Origin of the sequence: Paraburkholderia sp. Cpub6 (assembly GCF_014201065.1) — a bacterium.
Lineage (GTDB): Bacteria > Pseudomonadota > Gammaproteobacteria > Burkholderiales > Burkholderiaceae > Paraburkholderia > Paraburkholderia tuberum.
Map to the genome: position 1 here is coordinate 226,288 of NZ_JACHDM010000004.1, position 23,724 is coordinate 250,011.

Below are 23,724 nucleotides of genomic sequence, written 5' to 3' on the forward strand. Positions count from 1 at the left end.
GCAAAGCGGCAGCAATAGAAAAGAGCGGCGCACGCATGCGCGTGCCGCCGCTCTTTCGTCGTCGCCTGGTGGCGCGCTTGCGCGCCTTCTTACTGCACCGTCGCCAGCACCTCGCCAACGGTGCGGAAGAGCCGCGCGATCTGCTCTTCGTCGATGATCAGCGGCGGGGAGAACGCGAGGATGTCGCCGGTGAAACGGATCAGCACGCCTGCCTCGAAGCATTTGACGAACGCCTCGTAGGCGCGCGCGCCCGGCGCTCCGTCGCGCGATTCGAGCTCGATGCCCGCGACGAGGCCGAGATTGCGCACGTCCTTCACGTGCTTCGCGTCGCGCAGCCCATGCGCGGCGGCTTCGAACGTCGGCGCGAGGCTGGCCGCGCGCTCGAACAGCTGGTCGCGCTGGTACAGATCGAGCGTCGCGATCGCGGCCGCGGCAGCCGCCGGATGCGCCGAGTACGTGTAGCCGTGGAACAGCTCGATCGCGCCCGCCGCGCCGCTGCCCACGACCGTGTCGTGGATCGTGCGGCTCGCCGCGACCGCGCCCATCGGAATCGACGCGTTGTTGATCGCCTTCGCCAGCGTGATCAGGTCCGGCGTGACGCCGAAGTGTTCGCTCGCGGTCGCCTTGCCGAGGCGACCAAAGCCCGTGATCACCTCGTCGAAGATCAGCAGGATGCCGTGCTTCGTGCAGATCTCGCGCAGCTTCTGCAGATAGCCTTGCGGCGGAACCAGCACGCCGGTCGAGCCGGCCACCGGTTCGACGATCACCGCGGCGATCGTCGAAGCGTCGTGCAGCGCGACGATGCGCTCCAGCTCCTCGGCCAGATGCGCGCCCCATGCGGGCTGGCCCTTCGAGAACGCGTTGTGTTCGAGGTTGTGCGTGTGCGGCAGATGATCGACCGCCGGCAACAGCGCCCCCGAAAACGTCTTGCGATTCGGCGCGATACCGCCGACCGAAATCCCGCCGAAACCGACGCCGTGATAGCCGCGCTCGCGGCCGATCAGACGCGTGCGCTGGCCTTCGCCGCGCGCGCGATGGTAGGCCAGCGCGATTTTCAGCGCGGTGTCGACCGATTCGGAGCCCGAGTTCGTGAAGAAGATGCGATCGAGCCCTTCCGGCATCAGCTCGGCAACCTTCTTCGCCGCTTCGAACGCAAGCGGGTGGCCCATCTGGAAGGTCGGCGCGAAGTCGAGCGTCGACAGCTGCTGCGTGATCGCGGCGATGATTTCATCGCGGCCATGGCCGGCGTTCACGCACCACAGCCCGGCGCAACCGTCGAGAATCTCGCGCCCGTCGGTGCTTCGGTAGTACATGCCCTTCGCCGATTCCAGCAGGCGCGGCGCGGCCTTGAACTGGCGGTTGGCGGTGAAGGGCATCCAGAAGGACGACAGATCGTCGATGACGGGGCGCGAAGTCATGGCATCTCCTCGAAGTGGCGCGGTTAGGGCTTTAAGCGTAGCCAAACTGTAGCCCTCGCGGTTTAATGGCGGCATAAACAGTTGACCAAGTGCGGTGTCAACTGTGCTGGTGGATTCGCGCGAACTGTTCAGGTAGGCGGGCGGTCCGCGGTCCGTCTTTTTGCCCCTCGTTTTTCGCCCGAAACATGATCGAACTGGACCTTCAACGCGACCGGCGCGCGGCGCCGACGCTCGTCGAACAGGTCGTGCAGAGCTTCGCGCGCGCGATCGACTCGCAATCGCTGCGCGCCGGCGCACTGCTGCCGTCGGTGCGGCAGCTTGCCCAAAGCCACGCGCTGAGCACCTTCACCGTGACCGAGGCGTACAACCGGCTGGTGTCGATGGGGCTCGTGGTCGCGCGGCGCGGCTCCGGCTATCGGGTGGCGGCGCGCTCGCCGTCCAGGCGGGCGGCCGTCGCCGACTGGACGCCGCCGAGCCTGACCGCGACGTGGCTGCTATCCGACGTGTTCGCCGATCACTCGGTGCCGATCAAGGCGGGCTGCGGCTGGCTGCCGAGCGAATGGACCAACGAGAGCGGCCTGCAGCACTCGCTGCGCGCGCTGAGCCGGGTGCCGGCCGCGCGGCTCGGCGACTATGGCCATCCGTACGGCTTCGCGCCGCTGCGCGAGCGCATCGCCGAACAACTCGACCGGCGTGGGCTGCCCGTCGACGTCGCGAACGTGCTGCTCACGCAGGGCGCGACGCAGGGGCTCGATCTGATCGTGCGCACGCTGCTGCGCGCGGGCGATGCGGTGATCGTCGAAGATCCCGGCTACTGCAATCTGCTGCAGATCCTGAAGCTCGCCGGGCTGGTCGTGCATGGCGTGCCGCGCACGCCGGCCGGCGTCGATACGGACGTTCTCGCAACGCTGGTCGCGCGGCACAAGCCGAAGGCGATCTTCGTCAACACCACGCTCCAGAATCCGACCGGCGCGACCTTCGGCATGTCGGCCGCGTTCCGCTTGCTGCAGATCGCCGAGCGCGAGCGCATCTGGGTGATCGAGGACGACGTGAGCCGCGAACTCGCGCCGGCCGGCGCGCCGCTACTGGCGGCGATGGAAGGCTTGCAGCGCGTGTTGCACGTCGGCGGCTTTTCGAAGACCGTGACGCCGTCGCTGCGCTGCGGCTATGTGGTGGCCGAGCAGGCGGTGCTGCGCGAACTCGCGCGCACGAAGATGGCGGTGGGGCTGACGTCGTCGGAAACGATCGAGCGGATCGTCGACAAGGTGCTGGTGGAAGGGCGTTACGCGCGCCACGTCGAGATGGTCAACGAACGGCTGAAGCTCGCGCACGTGGCACTCGAAGAACGGCTGGACGCACTCGGGCTCGAGGTGTTTCACCGGCCGCGCGCGGGACTCTTCATGCTGGCGCGCCTGCCGATCGAAGCGGAGCGCGCCGCCGAGGTCGCGACCGCCGCGCTCGCGCACGGCATCTGGCTCGCACCGGGCTCCTACTTCCGTCCCGACGACGCGCCGAGCGCGTGGTTCCGCTTCAACGCGCCGTATTCGAGCGACGACGCGTTGTGGCGCTTCATCGAGCGGGTCGGGCAGGGGGCGTGGTAGACGCGGCGGCGCGCGCCGAAAGCTCAGCCGCCGTTCCCGATCAGCTTCAGCGCGATCGGATACAGCGACGCGACCAGCAGCAGCGCCATCGCGATGTTGAAGACGCGCAGCCGCTTCGGGTTCGACAGCACCTCGCGCATCGCGGTGCCGAAACCGGCCCACGCGCAGATGCACGGAAAGCCGATCACATAGAACACCGCAGCCATCGCGACGGCGTTCATGCCGAAGCTGTTGCTCAGGTGAATCGTCGTCGCGGCGGTCAGCACCATCATCCACGCCTTCGGATTGACCCACTGAAACGCGATCGCCTCGTGAAAGCGCATCGGGCGACGCTCGCCGTTCCTGAGCTTCAGTTCGCCCGACGTGCCGATTTTCCACGCCAGATACAGCAGATAAGCGACGCTGACGACTTCGAGCACCGTATACAGCACGGGGAAATGCACGAACGCCTCGCCGAGGCCGATGCCGACCGACAGCATCAACAGCACCACGCCGACGCTGATGCCGGACAGATGGGGCAGCGTGCGGCGAAAGCCGAAATTGACGCCCGACGCGAGCAGCATCGTGTTGTTCGGACCGGGCGTGATCGAGGTGACGAGCGCGAACAGGATGCCGGCGGGCAGCGCGCTGAAAGTGACGAAAGACATGGGGGCTCCGGTGTCGCCAACAGAAAACGGTGAGGCTCATTCTAGCGACAGGAGCCGGTACAGTACCTGTACGGTTTTGAAAATGATGTCCGGTACGGATCGATGATGACTTGATTGGCCGGAAAGTGTCGCCACGCGGCGTTTCAACACTCGGTAGTTAACATATGTTGCATTTATTTTTTTAATGGCAACATATGTAGACGGCTGGCGCAGCAGCCCGCCATCCATCAGGAACCTGCCGCACGATTGGAGATACCCATGAAAGTAATGAATTGGTCCACTGTTGCCATGCTCGTGGCGGCAACGTTGGCGAGTCCGGGCGCGTTTGCGCAGGACGCGACGTCCACGCTCGCGAAGATCCAGCGAAGCGGCGTGATCGCGATTGGCCATCGCGAGACGTCGGTGCCGTTCTCGTACGTCGACGCGAACAACGAGGTGGTCGGCTTTTCGCAGGACCTGTGCAACAAGGTCATCGATGCGGTCAAGGCGAAAACGAAGCGTCCGGACCTCAAGGTGCGCTTCATCCCGGTCACCTCACAGAATCGCATTCCGCTCGTGCAGAACGGCACGGTCGATCTCGAATGCGGCGTGACGACCAATCTCGTCGCGCGCCAAAGCCAGGTGGCGTTCGCCGACACGTTCTTCGTCGCGACGACGCGTCTTCTGACGCGCAAGGACTCGGGCATCAAGGACTTTCCGGATCTCGCCGGCAAGACGGTCGTGACGAATCAGGGCACGACGTCCGAGCGCATCCTGCGCAAGATGAACGAGGACAAGAAGATGAACATGCAGATCATCAGCGCGAAAGATTACGGCGAAGGGCGTCTCACGCTCGAAAGCGGCCGCGCCGTCGCGTACATGATGGATGACGTGTTGCTGGCCGGCACGCGCACGCTGACCGCGAAGCCGTCGGACTGGATCATCACCGGCACGCCGCAATCGTCGGAAGCGTATGGCTTCATGTTGCGACGCGACGATCCGGAGTTCAGAAAGCTCGTCGACGACACGCTCGAACAGGTCATGAAAGGACCGGAAATCCACACGATGTACGACCGATGGTTCATCAAGCCGGTGCCACCGAAAAACATCAGCTTCGACTTTCCGATGAGCGATTCGCTGAAACAGCTTTACGCGACGCCAAACGACAAGGCGCTCGAATAACGGCTTTGGCCGCGATTGCGCGTAGGAATGGTTTCTAGTGGCAGTCTTTTGCTCTTTCCTCTATACCTGGCTATAGGCGGCGCGTTTCGGTTGAACGTCGCCTATAGCGGGAACGGAGGTGCAAAGTGAAGAGGCCGATGGAATCTTCGCGGCGCGGACGGATTTTCCCCTCCAGTGGAATTCTTCGTGCTGCGCTGGCGTTGGCAAGCGGCGTATTCATGGTGTCCGCAAACGCCGACGCACAAATGCGCGCGATTACGATCGTATCGGGCACCTATGGCGAGAATTGCGGCGCGCCGCGCGGCAACCTGACTCGTGAGCTCGAGCGTCATTGCAACGGACGGGAAACTTGCGATTACGCGCTGCCCGGCCTGCACAAAGGTGGCACGACGATGGCATGCCCACGCGACTTCCACGCCGAATGGCATTGCGACCACGCGGACTTCCACACTGCGGCGCTGGGTCCCGGCGCGAAATCGGGCGACACGCTCGTGCTGGGTTGCGTCGAGTCGCGTGGCGCGGGCAAATAGCTCCATGCGCGAATAAAAAGGCCGAGACCCTGACGGGGGCTCGGCCTTTGATTTTTGCTGCGGTCTTTTTAGCCGGCTTTACGAACCGGCGCGAAGCGCCGCTTGCTGAGCGACGGCCCGATACGACGGAACCGTTCCCGTTTGTGTTCTTCTTCGAAGTGCGCGAGCGACGGCTTGACCAGATCGCTGCGCGACACGATCCCCACCAGACGCATGCTGTTGCGATCGGCGACCACCGGCAGCCGTTCGAGCTCCAGCACGGCAAGCCGCGTCGCCACGAGCCGGCAGGTTTCAGATGACAAGGCAAACGCGGTGTTGTGTTGCGCGAACACGTCGGCGAGCGTCATCGCGCGCTTGCGTTCCGTGTCCTCGGCGCAGAAGCGTTCGAGCAACATGCGGTCGGCCACGCCGATCACCGCGCCGTCGCGCACCACCGGATACGCGCGGCGCAGCTGGTTCGCGCCGAACAGCGTCTGCAGCGTTGCGCCGACCGTCGTGGCGGCATCGACCGATTCGACCGAGGCGGTCATCACTTCGTCGACGTAGTGGCGTTCGAGCGGATCGACGCCGTACTCGCGATAGATGTGATAGCCGCGTCGCGCGATTTTCTCGGTCATGATCGAGCGCCGCATCACGATCGTGCAGAAGCCGTGCGCGATCAGCGTTGCCGTCAGTAGGGGCAACAGCGCGTTGGCGTCGTGCGTGAGGCCGAACGCGAACACGATGGCCGTCAGCGGCGCGCCGAGCGTGGCACCAAGCGTCGCGGCCATGCAGACGAGCGGCCACAGCGCCGGTTCGCTGCCCGGGAGCCAATGCGCGAGCACCGTGCCGAGTCCGGCACCGAGCATCAGGAGCGGTGCGAGCACACCGCCCGACGTGCCCGAGCCGAGCGCGATGACCCACATCACCGCCTTCACGGCGAGCAGCAAAAGGGCGACCTGCACCGCAATGTGCTGCTGCAGCAGATCGCCGATCACGTCGTAACCGACGCCGAGCGCGCGCGGTTCGAGCCAGCCGCCGATACCGACGACGATGCCGCCGAGCGCTGGCCACCACATCCAGTGGATCGGCAGCTTGCCGAACAGGTCTTCCACCTTGTAGAGCGCGGCGGACAGTCCGGACGCCAGCGCGCCCGACAACCCGCCCGCGACCGCGCACGACAGCAGCGACCAGCCATCGGGCGCGGCAGTCTGTAGCGGAAACAGCGGACCTGTACCGAAGAAAATCACGCGGACGAAGCCAGCGACCGCGCACGCCACCGCGACTGGCAGGAAGCTGCGCGGCCGCCATTCGAACAGCAGCAGTTCGACCGCGAGCAGCACGGCCGCGAGCGGCGTGCCGAACACCGCGGTCATGCCGGCCGCCGCGCCCGCCACGAGCAGCGTCTTGCGTTCCGCCGACGTGACCTTCACGCACTGCGCGATCAGCGAGCCGAGCGCGCCGCCGGTCATGATGATCGGGCCTTCCGCGCCGAACGGCCCGCCGCTGCCGATCACGATGCCCGACGACAACGGCTTGAGCACCGCCACTTTCGGCGACATCTTGCTCTTGCCGAACAGGATCGCCTCGATCGCCTCGGGAATGCCGTGGCCGCGAATCTTTTCGGAGCCGAAGCGCGCCATCAGCCCGACGATCAAACCACCGATCACCGGCACGCCGATCACCCAAATGCCAAGCGTATTGGTGGCGGGCGAACGGTCGACGAACGACAGCGTGCCGAAGAAAAACAGATTGGTGAACAGGCGAATCAGGTTCAGCAGAACAAAGGCGGCAATCGTGCTGACGAAGCCGATGCCCGCGGCGAGCGCGAAGATGCCGGGCAGCCGTGCATTCGCCGCGAAGTCGCGTTTGTGGGAATCCATGCTCATGGTTAGTCGAGGTCGATCCGTGGAACCTGGAAGGAGCCTTCGAGCGATCTCAATTCGGCGCGATGCAGTTCCGCAAGCCGTTCGAGTACCCGTTCTCCCGCTCTTTCGATGTGTACTTCAACCTGGCGGCGATCGGTCTCGCTGACCTGGCGGCGCACGAGATTCAGTGCCTCGCAGCGCGATACCAGCGCGACGACGCCGTGATGTTGCGCCTGCAGACGCTCCGCGAGTTCGCCGACGGTCGCCCAGTCGCGCTCCGGATAGCCCTTGATGTGCAGCAACAACAGGTATTGCAACGGCGTGATGCCCTCGCTCTGCGCGGCCTGCTCCGAGAAGCGCTCGAAGCGCCGCATCTGATAGCGAAACTGCGACAACTGCTCGAAATCGCTCTTAACGAGCTTGCGAGTCCGTACTTTCATGGCAAATCCGCCAATGTGAAGAAAACCGAAAATATATCACGTGATGATGTATTTAAGCGAATTGCGGCCGTCGCAACGGCATCGCGCGGCAGGTCTCCTCGGTCTTTTAGTTGAAAATCAGGCCGCCTCGCGGGCTCGGGTGGCGGTTTGCCGATACAGGCCGGAGATCAGGTCCACCTGCGTGATCATGCCGACCAGGCGGCCCGCGCGATCGAGCACCGGGATGTGGTGATGGCCGAAGTTCGCGAATATCGGCACCAGTTCCGTGATCGGATCGGTGGCGACGACGGTGCAGACGTCGGTGGTCATCACGCTGCCGACGTTCGACGTGCGAAGCGCATCGCCGCGCAGCCAGCCGTCGAAGTAGTTCAGGATCGGACCGAGCGCACCGAAGCTTCTTCTGTCGACGAAATCGGCGCGCGTGACGATGCCTCGCAGTTTCTGCGCCGCGTCGACGACCGGCAGCGCCTTCACGTTGTGGCGCTTGAACAACTGCCATGCGGCGGCGGCGCGCGTGCCCGGCGACACCGACACGACGTGGCGCGACATCACGTCTTCGCAGCGCAGTTCGTTGAAACTGCGCGAGAACGCCTGAAGCTGCGTTTCGCGCAGCAGTGAATAGAGATCGTCGGTGTCGATGTCGAGCAGTTCGTCACGGCGTCCGAGCACGGCTTTGACGTCTTCGCGCGTGAAGCCGACGCGCGCGGCTTCGTCGGCGGCCTGGCTCGGCGTCGCGCGGTCCTGGCGTCCCGCATGCGGATAACGGTGGCCGGTTGCCGCGTGATAGACGAGCGCCGCGAACAGCAGCGCGGCCGACTGGATCGCGATCGGTTCGAGCACGAAGCGGTAGCCGAGCGCATGAATGACCGGGCCGCCCAGCACCGCGGTCAACGCGACCGCGCCCGACGGCGGGTGCACGCAGCGCAGCGCGAACATGCCGGAGATCGACAGCGCCACCGCGAGGGCGGCCGCCAGCGTCGGATCGCCGATCAGCATCGCGCAGGTTACGCCGACCGTCGCGGACACGAGGTTGCCGCCGATGATCGACCACGGCTGCGCGAGCGGGCTCGCGGGCACCGCGAACAGCAACACGGCGGAAGCGCCCATCGGCGCGACGAGCAGCGGAATATTTGCGACGGGGCCGAGCAGCAGAGACATCAGACCGCCGGTGAACGCGATGCCGAGCAGCGCGCCGAGGCACGAACGAGCACGCTCGTGCCATTTCACGGTGACCGGTGCAGGGAGAAAGCTGGCAAGCCAGCCGAGAGCAGGAGAGCGGGACAAGATAGGAGCAGAAAGTAGTCGATGATGCCGGGCCCGACATTACCGGGGAAACCCTGGCAACGCGAATACAGTCTGGTCATGATTATATGTCAATATGATATAAAAGTTCTCCGCCCCCCGCGCGGCGCGCGGAATCTGTCGCATCTCGCAGACAGTCGAGAACACAGCCGACGTGCTTCAGCATGACCCTAAATCACCCCTCGGTGCGTTCCTTGTTTGTCACGTCGTGATATAAAATGAGAGCAGGCGGATTGGGAGGACTCATAGGCCCGTTGCCTGATAGACCGATAAAGGAGCCATCATGATGATCACGTTTCAATCGACGGCGTCGCCGGATGTCGTCATGCTCAGGGATCTCGCGCAATATCTGCTTGGTCTGATCGGCAAGCGGCTCGGCGCGCGGGGCGTTATCAGCCACGACGAGCTGCCCCGCGCGATCGATCGGCTCGAAACCGCCATCACCGAAGACGCGGCCGCGGAAACGACCCTCGAAGCATTGCACTGCTCAACCAGTAATCAACGCGAGTCGCGCAACCGGCTGTCGCAGCGCGCGTGGCCGTTTCTGGACATGATGCGTGCGGCGCGCGACTCGGACGCGGACATCATCTGGGGGCTGTAGTTCGTCGAGGGAATCGCGATGAAACAACTTGCGTCGCGTCGATGTTTCGCAATCGTCCTTATTTCGGTTTGCGCCGTTCCGCTTGCCTATGCGTTCTCACCCGCGCAGCAGACCGGCCGATACCCGCAGCCGGTGTGCGGCTCTTGCACCGCATCGTGCGGCACGGGGGTGCGAAGCAGTGTGATCGGCGTGTATGGCGGCACCGTTGTCGACCAGTTGTCCAGCGGAGCGGTGGTGCTCGTGAGATGGCCGAACGGTTCGCCGCACGAGGCATGGACCGCTCGGTCGCATGGCTATGGTTTGCCCGTCGACCCCGCGGCAAACGCTGCTCATGTTTTCTTTCTGTGGCCTGAGTCGTAGCGCGGTGTTCCTGATCGCCGCGCCGAGCAACCGCTATTCCATGGCAGGGATTCGGTGGCCGCCGAAACTGGCGAATAGTGCCTGTTTGACCGCGTTTCTGTAGGTATTTGCATGCATCGGTGTCGCGCGGTATATATCACGAACTGACATATAATTAATTGATCACGTGCCGCACGGCGCAAGGAGGTTCTCATGTCGAGCTTCAGGCGCATTCTTCTCTGCTACGACGGAACTCGCGAAGGACAACACGCGTTGAAGGACGGTGCCGCTCTCGCGCAAGACTTGAACGCTGAAGTGCACCTGCTTTCCGTGCTCAACAATACGGCGTGGATGCAGGGCGCGGACATCACGTCCACGGTGCCGATCGATTTCATCAACGAATCCGCCAAAACGCTGCTCGACGAGGGCCTACAGAAGCTCGCCGCACGCGGAATTCGCGCGACCGGTCATCTCGCGATCGGCGAACCACTCGATGAGATTCCGTTTTTCGCTAACGATCTGAAGGCCGATCTGGTCGTCGTCGGTCATCGTCGCAGTCACGGACTCGCGCGATGGTGGGGTGGCCGGCACGACGGGCTGCTGCTCGATCGCGTGACGTGCAGCGTGCTGGTCACGATGGGCGCGGCAACCGATGCGCCGGCCGCAGCCGCAGGCACGGGCGAGACCGCGCGGTCCGCAGAACATTCATGAGCGTTGTGTTGTGTGTTGAGTTGTGTTGCGTTGGCACGGAGGCACACCATGAAAGACGTCGACGAACAGTTCAATCATCCTCAGCCCGTCAGGCACAGCGATAACGAAAAGAGCAAGCTGCCGCAGCGCGCCGCCGATGCGCAGCGGCCGAAGAAAAAACCCGAAGGCGAGCCGCCGGTCGAGTGACGAGGGGCGGCGCCACGCCGTTCAGTTCGCGCGGAAACACTAAAACGCTGCCAGCCCGAAAGGCTGGCAGCGTTTTAGTCATGCATGCAAGCCGCTGGCACAGGCGACCGACATCACGTCAGACAATCAGAAGTCGGTGCTGACCGACAACAGGAACGTACGCGGTGCGCCCTGGGTCAGGTACGTCGTCGCGCCGTAGGCCGACACGGCTGACCAGTACGCCTTGTTCGTCACGTTCTGCACGGTGGCGCGCAACGTCGTCCTCTTGCCGTAGATGGACGTCTCGTAACGCGCCCCCAGGTCGAAGCGGTTCCACGACGGGATCGACAGCGTGTTGGCCGCGTTCGCTTCCTGCGCGCCGGTATGGATCCAGCGCGCGTTGACCGCGAGCCCCGGCACCATCGGAATGTCGTAATCGGCGCCCAGGTTGAACAGGAAAGTCGGCACGCCCACCGGACGGTTGCCGTCGTAGGTTCCGCCTTGTGTGTTCTCGAGCGTCGCGTCCATCAGCGAAGCGCCGGCCAGCAGACGCAGGCCCTTGAGCGGCTCGCCGTGCACTTCGGCTTCGAGACCGCGATGGCGTTCGTTGCCGTTCAGGCCATAGATATGCGTGGCCGGGTCGGTGAACGCCGACGGCTGTTCGATCTGGAAAGCGGCAAACGACGCACCGAGCCTTTCGGTGTCGTACTTGACACCCACTTCCCACTGCTTCGTGCGGACCGGCGCCAGTTGTTGACCGTAGTTCAGCGTGCCCGCCGGCGCGATGCTGCCCGCTGCCAGCGCTTCGCTGCGGTTCGCGAAGATCGACACGTTCTGCGTCGGGCGCAGAACGAGGCCGAACAGCGGCGTCGTGATGCCGTCGCTGTAGTTGCCGCTGCCGATGCCCGTGTTGTCGTAATTGGCCGTCGCGATCTGCTGGCGACGCGCGCCGACCGTGAACAGCACCCGGTCATGCAGGAAGCCGAGCGTGTCGGACGCGGACACGCTGCGGATCACCGTGGTGGCCGTCATGCCCGGATCGGCCAGGTTGCCGCCTGACATCGTCGTGGCCGGGTAAGGCGTCTGCACCGTGTTGTAGAGCGAGACCGGGCCCATGAAGGCGTAGGTCCACGCGGAATTGGTGTTCTCGCGCGTGATGGCGCCGCCCGCCGCAATCATGTGCGACACCGGGCCAGTGTCGAAGCGGCCCCGCACGCCGATTTCGGCGGAGGTCGAATTCTGGTTGTATGGCACGCCGAGACGGGCACCGGTGACGCCGGTCGACGAATAGGTCGGCGAGTAGTACTCACCTTGCTCGACCGTGCGGCGCACACCACCGGTCGCATAAGCGGTCCAGCCCGGCAGGAAGTCGTATTCGGCCTTCAGGATGCCGACGGTGTCTTCGAGGTTCGTGTACGACCAGTTCTGCGCGTAGTTGTACGTTGCCGGCGGCACGGCGGGAATCGCGTCGGTGAAGTAGACGACCGGGCGGCCGTCGCTGACGTGCTCGCGCTGATACAGGAAGTCGCCGGACAGACGCAGCTTGTCGCCGCGCCAGTCGAGCGCGACGGCCGTAGAGTTGTCGCGGCGGTGTTCGCCGTCGATGCTCGTCTCGCCGTCACGATTCGCCTGGTTCACGCGGATCCCGAACTGGCCTTCGCTGCCGAAGCGTCGGCCGACGTCCACCTGCGCGCCGAACTCGCCGGAGCCGCTGGTTGCGAGTGTCACATTGGTGGTGGGCGTGTCCTCCGCTCGCTTCAGCTGCACGTTCACGCCGCCGCCGATCGCCGAGCCCGTCGGCGAAGCACCGTTCAGGAACGCGTTGGCGCCCTTGAACACGTCGACCCGCTCGACCGCCGCGGTCGAGACCAACTGGCGCGGCGTAACGCCGTACAGGCCGTTGATCGAGATGTCGTCGGCATTGAGCTGGAAGCCGCGAATCACGAACACTTCCGAGAAGTTGCCGTAGCCGTACGCGGTTCGCACCGACGGGTCGTTTTCGACCACGTCCGCGAGCGTGCGCGCCTGCTGATCCTTGATCAGCTTGGCCGTGTAGGTCGTCATGCTGAACGGCATGTCGATGTTGCGCTGCTTGCCGAGCACGCCGTAGTCGGCGCCGCGCGCGACCTGGCCGCCCGCGTATGTCGGCGACAGGTCGCCGGGCAACTCTTCGACGGCGGCCGCCTGAACCTTGATGGCGGGCAGCGTGCCGTCGGCGGCGGGGGCGGAGTCGGTGGATTGAGCGAACGCGCTGGCCGGGACACTGAAAGCGACGGCGATGGCGGCAAGGATGGTGGCGCGATGCAGAGTGGCTTGAGCAGGCGTGGCCTGCGGGCGATTCCAGCGTGAAACGGACATGAATTGGAAAGTAGGCGTGGTCGTCGATCTTCCGTCCCGGGGCGCTAGTTGGAATCCGGGCGGCATTTTTCCTGGTTGCACGCGCGGACGGTGCCATTTATGTAAGCAGTCCGAGCGCGGAACGAAAGGTTCGGCGGAAGTATAGTGCAAATAGGAATCATTCCTATTGTAGAAACGCAACGATTTACAGAACTGATGGCAAGAGTGGATGTTTTCGATGACGTCGAGCGGCCGCGACGCGCGGGTTTGACGCCGCCCCAGCCGCGGTACAGCGCTTGCTACCCGCCCAAAGGTTTACTCGCAGGCCGCCATACATGTCACGAAATCCGACTACCTGCCAGAGGTGGAGCGCCCGAGAGGTCCAGCTATTGCACGACGTGCCGCGCGTGCTCGTCATCGACGACAACGAGAACGCCGGCGAAGCGCTTGCCACCTGGCTTTCCTACGAGGGCGTCGAGGCGCGCGCCGCGACCGGCTGCACGGCGGCGCTGCACTGCGTGCGCAACTGGGTGCCCGACGTCGTCGTGCTCGACATCATGATGCCGGAGCGCGACGGCTACGAAACGGCGAGCGCGCTGCGCCGCTATCTGCCGACGCACGGCCTCGGCATCGTCGCGTTTACGTCGCTAGACGAGGACCACGTGAGGCAAACCGGCCGCGAGCGCCACAACTTCGACGGTTATTGCCAGAAGGGCACGGCGCCGGCCGCGCTGCTCGCACTGCTGCGAGGGTTGTGGCGCGGCTAGCGACGGGGCGCGCGTCGATAAAAAAAACGCGGCGGCGTGGACATCGCTCCACACCGCCGCGCTTTTCAACCGCGCTCTTTAGTCGGACCCGCAACCCGCCGCGCCCAACTGCTCAGCTCTTTCGCGCGGTCTGCATCCAGCCGGCTTGCACGCCGAACTGCGCGATCTGTTTCGCGACTGCATCGGCGAGGCGCTTTGCATCGTCCGACACGCCCGCGCGCTTCGTTTCGGTCACGCCGTGCAGGCCCGCGCCGGCCGCTGCCGCGGTCGCGACGGTGCCGGCCGCTGCGCCGACCCCGGCGGTTTCGACCATGCCGGGCATCTTGCCGCTGTCCGCGTTGGCCGTGAAGCTCTGCACGACACGCGGCGTGCCGCCCGCGGGCTGGTAGACGATTCGCACCGCGCTGCTCACCTCGCTCTTGCCCGCGCCCAAGCCGATCAGCGTGCGGCGGCGGCGATTGCCGGCGTCGATCGTCTCGAAGCTGCCTTGCACGAGCAGCACGTTCTGACCGGCGGGCACCGGCGCGTCGGTGCGCACCGCGTGCAGACCCATCGCCTGCAGCTGATGGACGATCTCGTCGGCGACCTGCTCGCGCACCTGGGCGGCATCGGCAACCTGCTTCTGCGCGTCCGACGAGCCCGACATCTGCATCTTCAGTTTTTGCAGCATGCCGCCGTTGTCGAGCTTGACCTGCTGCGGATCGGCATCGAACGTGTAGACGTAGATCGTGTCCGGATGCATCGTCGATTGCGTGCCTGCGTCGGCCGTCGCGGACGTGCTCGTCGCGCTCAGATTCGTGACGCTGGCGCCGGCGCAGCCGCTCAGCAGCGCGCCGCCGCACACGAATGCCATGCAGGTGAAACGAGCGGCGTTCTTTTTGATGAAGTTCACTGAAGTCAACATGATGATCCTGTGGTCGGCACGCGGTGCCAGTCTGTTCGAGTCCATCGCCGATGATCGGGCAACCGTGGGATCGTCGATCATCGGCGAAGGGATTCGCACGTGAAGCCTTTCGATCTCATGCGTCTGTGATTCGTCACGCACCGGCAGCGAACGAAGTATGGGTGAGCGGCTCGCCGAACTCCATTCAACAATTATTTCGAGCGATGTCACGGCGAGACGAAGAAGAGCGCGCGGACGTCGAGCCGCCGATCAGCTCAAAGCGAGCTTGACGATGCAGCACAGGACGAACACTAGCAGGGCGGCGGCAATGGCCATGTCCATCGGATAGCGCATTCCTTCACCCTGCCCTGACGTTGCGGAGCTCCTATCGTAATCACCTGACGGAAGATGAAAAGCATCAGTGAAGCGCCAATGTGGGACAGGCAACGTAGTCCCGGAAAGCCGCGCGGGGCGGGGCTGCGGGAGCGCACGGACGAGATGCGGCGATGGAGCGGTCGCTCGATCGCGCTCGCATGCTCCGGCGCAAAGAAAAAGCGCCGCGTGGCGCGGCGCTTTATTCGCAATTCGCGATGAAAATTTATTGCGGTTGTGCCGCTGGCTGACCCGGCGGCGTGCCATGCGGGGCCTTGTTCGCCGCCACGAGATCTTCGGCGAGACTCGTGCGTAGCGTCGCGATCACCTGCTCGGGATTGGCGGGTTTCAGCTGCTCGCGCGCGAGCGAGTCGTACACGTAGTGACGCAGCATCGGGTCCTGGGTCTTGTTCAGCACGTCGTGGTAGACGGCGACGATCTCGCCTTCATGACCGTTTAGCGCCGCGCCGAAGAATGCGTTTCTCATGATGTCGCTCCCATCGAAAACAGCGCCGGCGCCACGATGGACCGGCTCCTCGAAACGATAGTCGACCCGCTGATTCGTCGGGTTACGAAAGCCATTCAGTAACTTTCCGAGCCTTTCGCGGCGCGCGGCCCAGCGGCGCGCGGCTCTGCGGCGCAGACTCCGAAGCGACGCACGTTGCCATGAACCGGTTTTCGCCAGGGTGAGTCCGCTGGCGCAACCCAGCCGGATAGCGCATGATTGCTCCGATGTGCCGTGCGACCCCAAAAGCACCTTGCTGTGGCGGCACGCGCGGCACACGCAGCCGCCGGCATCGGCGTCGCGCCTGGTGCGGGCGACGCAGAGGCGATGAGTCTTCAACCGCAAGGAGGATTTCGCATGGACCGACCCGATGCAGCCAATCCGTTTGGCGATCTGACCAAAATGCTGGAGCAGTTCAAGCTCCCCGGCTTCGACGTGCCCGCCATCATGGAAGCGCGCCGAAAGGACATGGAAGCGCTGGTTCAGGCGAATCAGACAGCATTCCAGGGGATGCAGTCGCTCGCGCAGAAACAGGCCGACATGCTGCGCACCACGCTGGGCGAGCTACAGGCGCTGACTGTGCAGCTCACGGCGGCCGGCACCGCGCCGTCGAGCAAAACCGCGGAGCTGATCCAGCAGAGCCTGCACAAATCGCTCGCCGACATGCAACAGCTCGCACAAGCCGCGTATCAGACGCAGGCGGAGTCGTATGGGGTGATCGCGAAACGCGTCGAGGAGAACGTGCAGGAGTTGAAGTCGCTTCTTCAGCAACAGAAGAAGTAGCGCACGCCGCGTGTTCCGGACGATCTATGACGCGGAGGGCCGCCAGGCCCTCCGCTTTTTTTTTGCCTGTCGGGATTTGTGTTGCAAGCCTCATGTAGTCAGAGGAATGCGGACTCCGCCCGCTCGTTATTCGGCAGACGCTTACATCGATGAACAAACGCTGCTCACGTTCGCAACTTTTACGCGTGGCGGCGGTAATTTTCGCAGTCGGTCAGTTCTAAATGTCAGACGGAAACCGAATAAGCGTCAAAGCATTGACGCCAAAAGGCTTTGCCCACGCTGATCAAACCCGGTCGATCGATTCAGGAACTCCGAACAGTTTCAATCGCGCCGCAAACGATTGCCGCGCGCCATTCCCCTGACTAAAGTTTCGCCTCGCCTTTCCGTAGACGCATTCACGCAGCCCAACCGGCGTGAAGGCAACCGGCTTTGCCGGTCAGGTGTGCGCCCCTAGTCTCGCGTTTGTGATCGGCTACATGCAGGTCGCGGCGTTTCACCTCGAAGGAAATCTCTTGAAACCGATGCTTCTCACCCGCATTGCCTGCGCAATGCTCGGGGCAAGCTGCGCGTTGCCGTTCGACGCGCACGCGACGCTCGGCCAGAACGCCAGCACCGTCGACGGCGATCAGGCGCGCCTGCATGCGGTTGCTCGCGCGGCCAGCGCACGGGGCGCGTATGCGGTGCATGCGCTGACGCTGCCGTCCGGCACCCAGGTGCGCGAATACGTCGCGGCCAACGGCATCGTGTTCGGCGTTGCGTGGGATGGCCCGACGCTGCCCGATCTGAAGGCGATGCTCGGCGCGTCCTTCGATGCCTACGTCGCCGCCAGCGCGGCGCGGCGCGGCGCGCCGCTCGCGGTCTCGAACAGTGATCTCGTGGTGTTCTCGAGCGGCCATCTGCGCGCATTCACCGGCTACGCCTATCTGCCGCAGGCGGTGCCCGCGGGCGTCGACGTCAGCGTCATTCAATAACGGAGCGAATCATGCGATCCAGGTCTTCGTGGATGACTCTGCTGGGCGCGGCGCCCCTCGTGGTTCTGGCGCTGCTGTTGAGCGCGTGCGGCGGCGGCGGGGGCGGCAGCGCGAGCACCACGGCCAATTCGAGCACCTCCAGCAACTCGAACGGTTCGGGTAGCTCGACCAGCTCGTCGGGTTCGACCGTGACCAACACGTCGCCGTCGCCGCAGGTGCTGGCCGCCAACGCGGTGCGCGTGACGGTCGACTCGGGCGTCAGCAACGTGCCGAACATGCCGTTCGTCAGCATCACGATCTGCGCGCCCGGTACCAGCAACTGCCAGACGATCGATCACGTGCTCGTCGATACCGGCTCGTGGGGCGTGCGCGTGTTCGCGTCGCAATTGCCCGCGTCGATGAGCCTGCCGCAGCAGAAGGACGGCTCGGGCAACCTGGTTGCCGAATGCATGCAGTTCTTCGACGGCTACACGTGGGGCGCGGTGAAGCTCGCCGATGTCCAGATCGCCGGCGAAAAAGCCGCTGCGCTGCCGATCCAGGTGATCGATCCGGGCTACGCGTCGCTGCCGGGCGATTGCGCGGCCGTCGGCGCGGCGCGCAACACGCCGGCCGCCTTGCAGGCGAACGGCATTCTCGGCATCGGCGTGTTCAAGCACGACTGCGGCGCGAACTGCGTGCAGCAGGCGATCCCCGCGACCTACTATGGTTGCAGCGGCACCAGCTGCACGTCGATACCGCTCGCGCAGACGTACCAGGTCGCCAACCCGGTGCCGTACTTCGCGACCGACAACAACGGCTCGATGCTCAGTCTGCCGACCGTGTCGGGCGGCGCGCCATCGGTGTCGGGGCAACTCGTGTTCGGCATCGGCACGCAGAGCAACAATGCGCTCGGCGGGGCGCAGGTGGTCGGTGTGAGCCCGTCGAACGGCACGTTCACGACGGTGCAGAACGGCACCACGTATACGCGCAGCATTATGGACAGCGGCTCGACGGGACTCTTCTTCCAGACCACCTTGATGCCGGCCTGCGCGAGCCCGAACGGCGCTTATTACTGCCCGAGCTCGACGCAGCAGTTGAGCGCGATGATCGAGGGCGTGAATGGCACGACGAGCGCGGTGACGTTCAACGTCGGCAATGCGATGTCGATCGCGCAGACTTATAGCGGCGACTCGGCATTGCCGCTGCTCGCGGGCCCGGCATTCGTCACGTCGACGGTGTTCGACTGGGGGCTGCCGTTCTTCTACGGTCGCAATGTCTATGCGGCGATCGAGCAGCAGTCGACGCCGGGTGGGACGGGGCCTTATGTGGCGTACTGAAGTCGCGTACTGAAGTGGCGAGCCGAGCGCGTGTAGCCGGTTGCTCGCGGCTCGATGATGAGCGTCATATGCGCCCGCTGCCGGCTGGTCCGGCGGCGGGCTTTTTTATGCGCTGGTTGGCTCGCGGTCGCCCCGCTTGTCGCGCTTGTCACCCGCTGCCGCGATCACGCGATGCACAAAGCGCAGCTTGTCGACCACCGGCGCGGCGAGCGTGAACGGATACCCGTCGGGCATGCCGAGACTGCGATTCAGACTGTTCAGCGCATACGTGAGCGGAAACCAGCGCTTCATGAGATTGCCGAAGCTCGCGTCCTCGACCGGCGTGCGGTCGGTCAGCGTCGGCTCGCTCGGATCGTCGGGCAGCAGCGCGAGGCCGTAAGACGTCGACGTGTCGAGCACGTCGACGATCAGCAGATAGTGCGCCCATGTCTCCGCCCAGTCTTCCCACGGATGCATCGTCGCGTAAGCGCTGATGTACGACGCCTGCCAGTCGGCCGGCGCGCCGTCGCGATAGTAGGCGTCCAGCGCTTCGCCGTAGTCGGCCTGCTCGTCGCCGAACAGCTTGCGAAACGGTTCGAGCCAGCGCGGCTCGGTTTCGATCAGGTGGCGGAAAAAGTAGTGGCCCGTCTCGTGGCGGAAGTGGCCGAGCAGCGTGCGGTACGGCTCGCCCATCGCGGTGCGCACTTTCTCGCGATGCGCGTCGTCGGCCTCGGCGATGTTCAGCGTGATCAGCCCGTTGTCGTGACCGGTCATCACGGGTTTGCCTTCGCCGCCGTCGGCGAGAAACTCGAAGGCGAGACCGCGCTCGGGGTCCGCGTCGCGCGATCTCACGTCGAGGCCAAGCTCGCCCAGCGTGTACAGCAGACGCCGCTTCGCGACTTCGAGCCGGTACCAGTAGAGCCGGTTTTCCGGTTCGCTCAGGTTCGGAATCGTGCTGGTCAACTGGCAGGCGTGGCACAGCGTGTCGGGCGAATCGGCCGGGATCATCCAGTTGCAGACGTTTTCGACCGCGTAGTTGTGGCATTGTCGGAACAGCGCGCCATTCGCCTCGGGATGCAGGCTGCGCCAGCGGCCGTCGCCGGCGTCCCCGAACGCGCTGATTTCCCGCAGGTCAGGCAGATAGCCGAGCAGCGACTCGCAGCGCTCGCAGCGGACGTTCTCGTAGAACACGAGGTGCGCGCAGCGATTGCAGTGGAAGGTTTTCATCGGGTGGGCCTCGTGATCGGTGCTATGTCGTTTGCGATGATGAGCCATGGTAAGCGCCATCATCAACGCGATAGCGGACGAAAGCCGGTCGCAATCTTCATGCCGCGATTGCAAGACGTCACCGCTTTAACGCACAGTACGGTCATGATCGTGCATCGGCGCTGCGCCGCTTTGGTGCACGGTCCGACGCGAGCCCGCGGCAGGGCGCGAGGTACGCAACGCAAACGCAGTTCAGGCAAGACCAAACGATTCATACGGGTTTGTCCAGCAACGGCATAGAGCTTGCTTTTTTGGCGGGCTGCCCCCTTCGTCGAGGAGTCCGGAGTGTCCATACGCGTCGCGTTGCATCACGTTACTCATTACCGCTACGACAGGCTGGTCACGCTGTCACCCCAGGTCGTGCGGCTGCGGCCCGCGCCGCATTGTCGTACGCCGATCCTGTCGTACTCGATGCGCGTCGAACCCGCGAGGCACTTCATCAACTGGCAGCAGGACGCGTTCGCCAACTATCAGGCGCGGCTCGTGTTTCCCGAGCAGACCCGTGAGTTCAAGGTGAGCGTCGATCTGGTCGCCGAAATGGCCGTCTACAACCCGTTCGACTTCTTTCTCGAACCGTCGGCCGAGCAATTTCCATTCGACTACGCGCCGGAGTTGGCGGCCGAACTCGCGCCCTACCGCGTGAAGCGGCCGATGACGCCGCGCTTCGCCGAGTTCGTCGCGAGCATCGACCGCACGCCGGCCGGCACCGCGAACTTCCTGGTGGCGCTGAACCAGCGGTTGCAACGCGAGATCCGCTACCTGATCCGGATGGAGCCGGGCGTGCAGACGCCGGAGGAAACCTTGACCAATGCGGCGGGCTCGTGCCGCGATTCGGGCTGGCTGCTCGTCGAGACGCTGCGGCAGCTGGGCTTCGCGGCGCGCTTCGTGTCGGGCTATCTGCTGCAGCTCGCGCCCGACGTCAGATCGATCGACGGCCCGAGCGGCACCGAGGTCGACTTCACCGACCTGCACGCGTGGTGCGAGGTCTACCTGCCAGGGGCGGGCTGGATCGGGCTCGATCCGACCTCGGGGCTGCTCGCGGGGGAAGGGCACATACCGGTCGCGTGCACGCCGGAGCCGGGCAGCGCGGCGCCGATCTCGGGTGCGGTCGACGAAAGCGAGGTCGAGTTCGGACACACGATGTCGATCGAACGCGTGCTCGAGTCGCCGCGCGTCACGAAGCCGTATAGCGAAGCCGCGTGGCACGACGTGCTGAAGATGGGCGCGCGGGTGGACTACGAACTCGCCGACATGGACGTGCGACTGACGATGGGCGGCGAGCCGACCTTCGTATCGGTGCGCGATCGCGACGCCGCCGAATGGAACACCGACGCGCTTGGACCCACCAAGCGCGGCTACGCGGTCGCGCTGGTGGACCGGCTGCGCGACCGCTACGGCGCGAACGGCTTCCTGCATATCGGCCAGGGCAAGTGGTATCCGGGCGAGCAGTTGCCGCGCTGGGCGATGTCGCTGTACTGGCGCACCGACGGCGAGCCGTGCTGGCACAACCCGGCCCTGTTCGCCGACGAACGCGAGCCGGGCCGCTACACGGCCGCCGACGCGCAACGCTTCATCGCGCATCTGGCCGCGAAGCTGTCGCTCGACGCGGACTGTATCCAGCCAGGCTACGAAGACACCTTGTACTACCTGTGGCGCGAGCGTCGCCTGCCGGTCAACGTCGATCCGTTCGACGCGCGGCTCGATGACGAGCTCGAACGCGCGCGACTGCGGCGCGTGTTCGACGCCGGGCTCGCGAGCCCGGCGGGCTACGTGCTGCCGATCGGCCGCGAGCGCGGCGCGCCGGGCATCGCGCCGACGTGGATCACGGGCCGCTGGTTCTTCCGCGACGACCGCATGTATCTGATTCCCGGCGATTCGCCGATGGGCTACCGGTTGCCGCTCGATTCGCTGCCGTGGGTGTCGAAGACCGACTATCCGTATCAGCACGCGCACGATCCGTTCGCACCGCCGCAGCCGCTGCGCACGGCCGCGCAGTTGCGCGTGCAGTACGAAGGCGGGCGCGAGGGCCGGCAGATCGCCGCGGAACAGACCAGCGCGCGGCAGGCGGCCGCGCTGTCGCTGCCGGCGGCCGATCTGCTGAGCGGCATGCCGCACGGCGGTGTGCTCGCGTATGCGCCGCAGCGCCATGACGAATCGCCGCCCGCGCGTGGCGAATCGTCGAAAGACACGCTGCGTACCGCGGTGTGCGTCGAGGTGCGCGACCCGAAACGCGCGGCCGGCCCGGAATCCGAAGCCGATTCGTTCGGCAGCGGCCGTACGCTGCTGCACGTATTCATGCCGCCGCTGACCGATCTCGACGACTATCTCGACCTGCTCGCCGCAGTCGAAGCGACGGCCGCGGAGCTGAAGATGCAGATTGTGCTCGAAGGCTATCCGCCGCCGCGCGATCCGCGTCTGAAAGTGCTGCAGGTGACACCGGACCCCGGCGTGATCGAAGTCAACATTCATCCGGCCGCGAACTGGGACGAACTCGTCGATCACACCGAGTACCTTTATCAGTCGGCCGCGCACAGCTATCTGAGCAGCGAGAAGTTCATGCTCGACGGGCGCCACACTGGCACCGGCGGCGGCAATCACTTCGTGCTCGGCGGCGCGACGCCGGCCGACAGCCCGTTCCTGCGCCGGCCCGATCTGCTCGCGAGCCTGATTGCGTACTGGCACAACCATCCGTCGCTGTCGTATCTGTTCTCGGGGCTGTTCATCGGACCGACGAGCCAGGCACCGCGCGTCGACGAAGCGCGCAACGATCAGGTCTACGAACTCGAGATCGCGTTCTCCGAACTGCAACGCCAGGTCGATCTGCTCGGCGGCCGCGACAGCGGCAACCCGCCGCCGTGGATGATCGACCGCGCGCTGCGCAACATCCTGATCGACGTGACCGGCAACACGCACCGCGCCGAGTTCTGCATCGACAAGCTGTATTCGCCCGACGGCCCGACCGGCCGCCTCGGCCTGCTGGAGCTGCGCGGCTTCGAGATGCCGCCGCACGCGCGCATGAGTCTCGTGCAGCAACTGCTGCTGCGCGCACTGGTCGCGCGATTCTGGCGCATGCCGTACACCCAGCGGCTCACCCGCTGGGGCACCGAGTTGCACGATCGCTTCCTGCTCGGCACCTTCGTGAAGATGGATTTCGACGACGTGCTCGCCGAGCTCGGCGAAGCCGGCTTCGCCTTCGATAGCGCGTGGTTCGCGCCGCACTTCGAGTTCCGCTTCCCGCTCGTCGGCGAGATGACGCTGAGCGGCATCGACCTGACGATCCGCAATGCGCTCGAACCATGGCACGTGATGGGCGAGGAGGGCGCCAGCGGCGGCACGGTGCGCTATGTCGATTCGTCGGTCGAGCGGCTCGAGGTGCGCGCGCTCGGGTTGAACGGCAATCGTCACGTGCTGAGCGTCAACGGCGTGCCGGTGCCTTTGCAGCCGACCGGCCGCGTCAGCGAGTACGTGGCCGGCGTGCGTTTTCGCGCGTGGTCGCAGTCGTCGGCGCTGCATCCGACGATCGGCGTACACGCGCCGCTCACGTTCGACCTCGTCGACACATGGAGCGGCCGCTCGCTCGGCGGATGCCAGTATCATGTCGCTCATCCGGGCGGGCGCACCTATCAGACCTTCCCGGTCAACGCCTACGAGGCGGAAAGCCGGCGACGCTCGCGTTTCTTCGCGTCGGGTCATACGCCGGGGCCGCTCGCCGTGGGCACGCCGCAGCGCAGCCTCGAGTTTCCGTTCACACTCGATCTGCGCCACAGTTGAAAAACACGCATC

At 65.0% G+C, this 23,724-nt stretch carries 20 protein-coding genes; 11 read left to right on the top strand and 9 right to left on the bottom strand.

Translation table 11 applies throughout. From position 1 onward, the window contains the following. Positions 1-89: 89 nt before the first annotated feature. The gene (locus HDG33_RS09970) at positions 90-1,418 is read right to left on the bottom strand and encodes an aspartate aminotransferase family protein (RefSeq protein WP_184025003.1); all 1,329 of its coding nucleotides are present in this window, start codon (positions 1,416-1,418) and stop codon (positions 90-92) included. Between the two features lie 185 nt (positions 1,419-1,603). On the opposite strand from HDG33_RS09970, the gene HDG33_RS09975 reads away from it, so the two are divergent. Next, entirely contained in the window at positions 1,604-3,019 is a 1,416-nt protein-coding gene (locus HDG33_RS09975) for a PLP-dependent aminotransferase family protein (RefSeq protein ID WP_184025005.1), read from the top strand. A gap of 23 nt (positions 3,020-3,042) precedes the next feature. On the opposite strand, the gene HDG33_RS09980 is transcribed toward HDG33_RS09975, so the two are convergent. Then, a complete protein-coding gene (locus tag HDG33_RS09980) occupies positions 3,043-3,666 on the bottom strand; it encodes a LysE family translocator (RefSeq protein WP_184025007.1) in 624 nt (207 codons plus the stop codon). A gap of 258 nt (positions 3,667-3,924) precedes the next feature. On the opposite strand from HDG33_RS09980, the gene HDG33_RS09985 reads away from it, so the two are divergent. Both HDG33_RS09985 and HDG33_RS09990 read left to right on the top strand, forming a co-directional pair. Then, positions 3,925-4,827: a glutamate/aspartate ABC transporter substrate-binding protein gene (locus HDG33_RS09985; protein ID WP_184025029.1), complete on the top strand. Its 903-nt coding sequence runs from the start codon at positions 3,925-3,927 to the stop codon at positions 4,825-4,827. 218 nt (positions 4,828-5,045) lie between these two features. Beyond that, on the top strand, positions 5,046-5,357 hold the full coding sequence (locus HDG33_RS09990; RefSeq protein WP_260330386.1) for a hypothetical protein: 312 nt from the start codon (positions 5,046-5,048) through the stop codon (positions 5,355-5,357). A gap of 68 nt (positions 5,358-5,425) precedes the next feature. Here the strand turns inward: HDG33_RS09990 and HDG33_RS09995 are convergent, their stop codons facing one another. From HDG33_RS09995 to HDG33_RS10005, 3 genes are all read right to left on the bottom strand, one after another. Continuing rightward, positions 5,426-7,225 (bottom strand): chloride channel protein, encoded by a 1,800-nt coding sequence (locus HDG33_RS09995; protein ID WP_184025061.1) that lies wholly within the window; start codon positions 7,223-7,225, stop codon positions 5,426-5,428. 2 nt (positions 7,226-7,227) lie between these two features. After that, entirely contained in the window at positions 7,228-7,644 is a 417-nt protein-coding gene (locus tag HDG33_RS10000) for a MarR family winged helix-turn-helix transcriptional regulator (protein WP_184007094.1), read from the bottom strand. A 117-nt stretch (positions 7,645-7,761) separates the two neighbouring features. After that, positions 7,762-8,928, bottom strand: coding sequence for an HPP family protein (locus HDG33_RS10005; RefSeq protein WP_184025063.1), 1,167 nt, complete (start codon positions 8,926-8,928; stop codon positions 7,762-7,764). Between the two features lie 301 nt (positions 8,929-9,229). On the opposite strand from HDG33_RS10005, the gene HDG33_RS10010 reads away from it, so the two are divergent. The 3 genes from HDG33_RS10010 (at position 9,230) to HDG33_RS10020 (ending at position 10,783) form a co-directional block, all read left to right on the top strand. Next, on the top strand, positions 9,230-9,547 hold the full coding sequence (locus tag HDG33_RS10010; RefSeq protein WP_018423542.1) for a DUF1840 domain-containing protein: 318 nt from the start codon (positions 9,230-9,232) through the stop codon (positions 9,545-9,547). Positions 9,548-10,099: 552 nt separating this feature from the next. Next, positions 10,100-10,597: a universal stress protein gene (locus HDG33_RS10015; protein WP_184025075.1), complete on the top strand. Its 498-nt coding sequence runs from the start codon at positions 10,100-10,102 to the stop codon at positions 10,595-10,597. A gap of 48 nt (positions 10,598-10,645) precedes the next feature. After that, a complete protein-coding gene (locus HDG33_RS10020; protein ID WP_167368721.1) occupies positions 10,646-10,783 on the top strand; it encodes a hypothetical protein in 138 nt (45 codons plus the stop codon). A 126-nt stretch (positions 10,784-10,909) separates the two neighbouring features. Here HDG33_RS10020 and HDG33_RS10025 read toward each other — a convergent pair whose 3' ends face one another. Continuing rightward, on the bottom strand, positions 10,910-13,120 hold the full coding sequence (locus HDG33_RS10025; RefSeq protein ID WP_184025080.1) for a TonB-dependent siderophore receptor: 2,211 nt from the start codon (positions 13,118-13,120) through the stop codon (positions 10,910-10,912). A gap of 314 nt (positions 13,121-13,434) precedes the next feature. Between HDG33_RS10025 and HDG33_RS10030 the strand changes: the two genes are divergently transcribed. Continuing rightward, positions 13,435-13,866: a response regulator gene (locus HDG33_RS10030; protein ID WP_184025083.1), complete on the top strand. Its 432-nt coding sequence runs from the start codon at positions 13,435-13,437 to the stop codon at positions 13,864-13,866. 112 nt (positions 13,867-13,978) lie between these two features. Here HDG33_RS10030 and HDG33_RS10035 read toward each other — a convergent pair whose 3' ends face one another. Both HDG33_RS10035 and HDG33_RS10040 read right to left on the bottom strand, forming a co-directional pair. After that, on the bottom strand, positions 13,979-14,770 hold the full coding sequence (locus HDG33_RS10035) for a DUF4410 domain-containing protein (RefSeq protein ID WP_184025086.1): 792 nt from the start codon (positions 14,768-14,770) through the stop codon (positions 13,979-13,981). Between the two features lie 577 nt (positions 14,771-15,347). After that, positions 15,348-15,608, bottom strand: a complete 261-nt coding sequence (locus HDG33_RS10040) for a hypothetical protein (protein WP_409258993.1) — start codon at positions 15,606-15,608, stop codon at positions 15,348-15,350. Positions 15,609-15,983: 375 nt separating this feature from the next. Between HDG33_RS10040 and HDG33_RS10045 the strand changes: the two genes are divergently transcribed. The 3 genes from HDG33_RS10045 (at position 15,984) to HDG33_RS10055 (ending at position 18,696) form a co-directional block, all read left to right on the top strand. Then, on the top strand, positions 15,984-16,409 hold the full coding sequence (locus HDG33_RS10045; protein ID WP_184025089.1) for a phasin family protein: 426 nt from the start codon (positions 15,984-15,986) through the stop codon (positions 16,407-16,409). A gap of 521 nt (positions 16,410-16,930) precedes the next feature. Then, positions 16,931-17,380 (top strand): DUF2844 domain-containing protein, encoded by a 450-nt coding sequence (locus HDG33_RS10050; RefSeq protein WP_184025696.1) that lies wholly within the window; start codon positions 16,931-16,933, stop codon positions 17,378-17,380. 11 nt (positions 17,381-17,391) lie between these two features. Next, on the top strand, positions 17,392-18,696 hold the full coding sequence (locus tag HDG33_RS10055; RefSeq protein WP_184025091.1) for a DUF3443 domain-containing protein: 1,305 nt from the start codon (positions 17,392-17,394) through the stop codon (positions 18,694-18,696). A gap of 105 nt (positions 18,697-18,801) precedes the next feature. Here the strand turns inward: HDG33_RS10055 and HDG33_RS10060 are convergent, their stop codons facing one another. Then, positions 18,802-19,902: a putative zinc-binding metallopeptidase gene (locus HDG33_RS10060; RefSeq protein ID WP_184025094.1), complete on the bottom strand. Its 1,101-nt coding sequence runs from the start codon at positions 19,900-19,902 to the stop codon at positions 18,802-18,804. A 324-nt stretch (positions 19,903-20,226) separates the two neighbouring features. Here HDG33_RS10060 and HDG33_RS10065 point away from each other — a divergent pair, with 324 nt between their 5' ends. Beyond that, positions 20,227-23,712 carry a DUF2126 domain-containing protein gene (locus HDG33_RS10065; protein WP_184025097.1) on the top strand — a complete coding sequence of 1,162 codons (3,486 nt, stop codon included), beginning with the start codon at positions 20,227-20,229 and terminating at the stop codon, positions 23,710-23,712. Positions 23,713-23,724: the final 12 nt, after the last annotated feature.